Raw genomic sequence first — 3,421 nt, forward strand, 5'->3', positions numbered from 1 at the left:
CCGCCAGTTCGCCGATATTGTTGGGGCCGAAGGTTTCGACGCGCGGAATCTTCAGGGACAGCGCGTCGAGCACCATCATGATGATTTCCGCGCGGTCCACCGAATTGGCGCCCAGGTCGGCCAGCCGGTCGCTGCCCTGGAAAGCGTGTCGTTCAAGATTCGGCAGGACGGCCCGCGTCTGCTCGACGATCAATTGAAGAATGTCTTCTTGTCTCATGCGATCACTTTGAGGGTTGGTGGAGGTCGGCGCCGGCCAGCGCGCCGAAACGCTGGTTCAGCCATTGGGCGGTGCCTTGCATGATGCGTTCTGCGATGTCGGCGACATGGCGGTTTTGCCAGCGCTCGATGGCTGTGCCTTTCACCCACTGGTTGAATGCGCCCAGGGCCGGGCCGCAGTGAATCTGGTAGTCGGTGAGCTGATCTTCTTCGCCTTGCAGGGCGAGCCGGGTGGAGTGGGCAAAATACCATTTGAAGATCATGGCCATTTTTCGCTTGGGGTTGCGCGCCATCGCCTCGAACTGCTCCGGGTCGAGGCGGGCGTAGTGGCGCCGCGTCTCATCCCAGACCTGGTCGAACGAACGTCGGAAATACTTCTCCTGAATCTGCTGGCGGGTTTTCGGATCGATTTCTTCCAGAGAGCCGTGGCGCATGTAAAGCTCGTGCAGCTTGTTGGCCGGGACGGGAAGAACAGACCGCGCCGCACCACCTGTATCTTCGCGCCGAGTTCGAACATGTCGCCGGCCGGGGCGTAGGCCGTATCCTGGACATCGATGTGTTGCAGCAGCTCTTTGACCGACTCGCTGGTTCCCGCCTCGCATGTACACTGATTAATCGAGCCGGTTAGGATGAAGTCCGCGCCCAGCATGAAGGCGGCGGCCGCGGCATGGGGCGTGCCTATCCCGCCCGCGGCGCCCATTCTTATCTTGCTGGAATATCGATGCTTCGCCGCCATTTCGTCCCGCAGGGCAAGCATCGCCGGCATCAGCACATAGGCCACCCCCTGGTCGGTGTGGCCGCCGGAGTCCGCCTCGACGCAAATGTCGTCGGCCATCGGGACCCGATCGGCCAAGCGGGCCTCTTCGGCATCAAGCAGGCCGGAGGCCGCCAGTTCGCGAACGATATTGTCGGGAGCCGGCTGCATGAAGAGCGCGGCGACTTCGGGGCGGGACACTTTCGCCAGGACATGATTGGGGGCGCGGACGATTCCGTCGGCATCGACGGCGATGCCCTTGAGACGGTAGCGAACCAAGGCGGGAGTGATGCGCATATAGGCCGCGGCTTCGACGTGGCGGATGCCGTATTCGAGATAGATCTGGACCGTGCGCAGTTCCTGTTCCGGCCGGGCGAGATCGGACAGCAGATTCATGCCATACGGCTGACCTGGGGCCAATTCGCTTTGAATAAAACGAATGGATGATTCGATTTCTTCCGGGGACAGGCCGCCGGTGCCAAGGAAGGCCATCAGGCCGGCCTTGCCCATCGCCGTCACCAGCTCTTTCGAGGCGATGCCCTTATACATCGCGCCGGCCAGATAAGCGTATTTGACCCTGTAGTCGGCCCTGAACTCGGCGCTGCCCAATGTCCCAGCGGCAATCATCCCCATTCCCACTCCCGTGCATCATTAGGATCACACATCAGAGAGTTTGCTGGTGGCGCAGCGCAAACATCTGAATCAGGTATTCACATGCCTACATAAATGCTTTTGTCATTTACAGCAGACCCCATCTTAACTTCCCGCACGGATGTCGCGCAAGGGGCAATGACAATTGTGCTAAAAGTGACTCACAATTTTTGCGATTGTCATTGATCCCGACGGGGACGGTAGCGAGGACTGGCCGGATTCCACGTCGGTTTCCGTTCCGCGATAGTATCCGGACGCGGTTTTCAGACGGATGATTCTTGTTGACGTAAGCATTTGCATTATGCATCATGAATCCATATGGCATATTTGTTGCCTGTGCCGCGCGGATTCATCCCGACGGCGTCCGGCGTGCCGCCTGCTTGTCATATCGGGACGAGCGTCTTTGGGAAGCGTGGACCGCGTGCTTATTCTGCGGCGTATTTTGTTTGATTGGTGGCAGGGTGTGGGATGGAATGATGGCAAGTCATTGCTGGATTTGCTTGTTTACTGTTGCACTTAACTTCAAGAGCCCGTCATGCAAGAGAAAATCAGTCAATTCCTGTCGGAGCGCCTGCTGATAGAGTTCGGCGGCGATATCGATGCCGACAGCGATCTGTTTCAGCTTGGTCTGATGGATTCCCAGGCTTATATCGAGTTGATCCAGTTTGTCGAAAAAGAGTTCGGCCTCCGCTTCACCGATGAGGAAGTGCTTTCCAACGTTCTGGTTTCGCTATCGGGGATCGTGTCCCTGGTATCGCAGGCTTTGCAGGACCAGGCACGGCGCAGCGCCGTTCCGGAATGACGGTTTTCCTGTTTCCCGGACAGGGCGCGCAGGAACCGGCCATGTGCGATGCCGTGCGCCGACATCCGCAATTCCACGAGCGCTATCAGACAATCTGCGACCTCGTCCAGACGGATGTCTTGCGCGAACTTGCCGCCGGCCGGGCGGAGATGTTGAACCAGAACCGGTTCAGCTCGCTGCTGACCGTGTTGGTCGGCACCTTGGCGTTGGAGCTTTTCAAGCAGCACTCGGATGTCGAGCCCGCCGCCTGCGCGGGATACAGCGTGGGGCAGTGGGCGGCGATGCATGCTGCCGGCATGATCGGTTACGAGGCCATGATAGCCGTCCTGGTCGAGCGGGCCCGCCTGATGGACGAGTACTCCGCAAGCGAACCCGGCGGCATGTGCGCGGTGATAGGCCTGAAGGAGGCCGAACTGGAGGCGCTGCTGGAGCGGCTGCGTTTGGATGGCTTCCCGGTCTTCATCAGCAATTACAACTGTCTGGGACAGTATTCCATCGCTGGTACCCTGCCGGCGATCGGGCAGGCGATGGAGAGCATCGCCGCGCTTCGGCCGAAAAAACTGTTGCAGCTGCCGGTCAGCGGGGCCTGGCACTGTCCCTTGCTCAAAACCGCCGAGTCCGGTTTTGAACGCTATCTGCAAGGCGTCGCGCTCGGCGAGCCGCGAATCCCCGTCATCGACAACGTCACTGGCGAGAGCCTTCCGGCGGACGGCGACTTGCTGCGCCGAAGCTTGTCCCGCCATCTCAGCCATCCCGTGCAGTGGAGCCGGGGGATCAAACAGCTGATCGCCGGCGGTTGTACTCAATTCATCGAATTCGGCCACGGCAGCCAACTGAGCAAGTTCGGTTTCTTCATCGACCGGGACGCCGATTTTCGCGGCTGGCGCGCCTGAGCCTAGGCGGGCCGACGCGGGCAGTGCCAACCGTGCGGCGAGCAGGCGCAGGATCAGGAGTTTTGTCAGCGGTTCTAAGAAGACCCATCTTGGGAGGGAATGCCA

4 protein-coding genes and 1 pseudogene are annotated in these 3,421 nt (G+C 60.0%); 2 read left to right on the top strand and 3 right to left on the bottom strand.

Going from position 1 to position 3,421, the window contains the following annotated elements:
* From BI344_RS14315 to BI344_RS14325, 3 genes and pseudogenes are all read right to left on the bottom strand, one after another.
* On the bottom strand, positions 1–217 hold a 217-nt coding region (locus tag BI344_RS14315; RefSeq protein WP_083370226.1), incomplete at its 3' end, for an acyl carrier protein.
* Positions 218–221: 4 nt separating this feature from the next.
* Positions 222–650, bottom strand: a complete 429-nt coding sequence (locus tag BI344_RS25985; protein WP_338152217.1) for a beta/alpha barrel domain-containing protein — start codon at positions 648–650, stop codon at positions 222–224.
* 29 nt (positions 651–679) lie between these two features.
* Positions 680–1,603 (bottom strand): annotated as a pseudogene (locus BI344_RS14325) (PfaD family polyunsaturated fatty acid/polyketide biosynthesis protein); the annotation flags it as partial.
* A 553-nt stretch (positions 1,604–2,156) separates the two neighbouring features.
* Here BI344_RS14325 and BI344_RS14330 point away from each other — a divergent pair.
* Positions 2,157–2,423, top strand: coding sequence for an acyl carrier protein (locus BI344_RS14330; RefSeq protein WP_071113572.1), 267 nt, complete (start codon positions 2,157–2,159; stop codon positions 2,421–2,423).
* The gene (locus tag BI344_RS14335; protein WP_071113573.1) at positions 2,420–3,316 is read left to right on the top strand and encodes an ACP S-malonyltransferase; all 897 of its coding nucleotides are present in this window, start codon (positions 2,420–2,422) and stop codon (positions 3,314–3,316) included. Before BI344_RS14330 ends, BI344_RS14335 begins: the two co-directional genes overlap by 4 nt.
* The last annotated feature ends 105 nt before the right edge of the window (positions 3,317–3,421 follow it).

Origin of the sequence: Chromobacterium sphagni (genome assembly GCF_001855555.1) — a bacterium.
GTDB classification, from domain to species: Bacteria; Pseudomonadota; Gammaproteobacteria; order Burkholderiales; family Chromobacteriaceae; genus Chromobacterium; species Chromobacterium sphagni.

Bases quoted from the DNA above. Each gene is read 5' to 3' on its own strand.
- BI344_RS25985 (WP_338152217.1), bottom strand. From the start codon at position 650: ATGCGCCACGGCTCTCTGGAAGAAATCGATCCGAAAACCCGCCAGCAG.
- BI344_RS14330 (WP_071113572.1), top strand. From the start codon at position 2,157: ATGCAAGAGAAAATCAGTCAATTCCTGTCGGAGCGCCTGCTGATAGAG.
- BI344_RS14335 (WP_071113573.1), top strand. From the start codon at position 2,420: ATGACGGTTTTCCTGTTTCCCGGACAGGGCGCGCAGGAACCGGCCATG.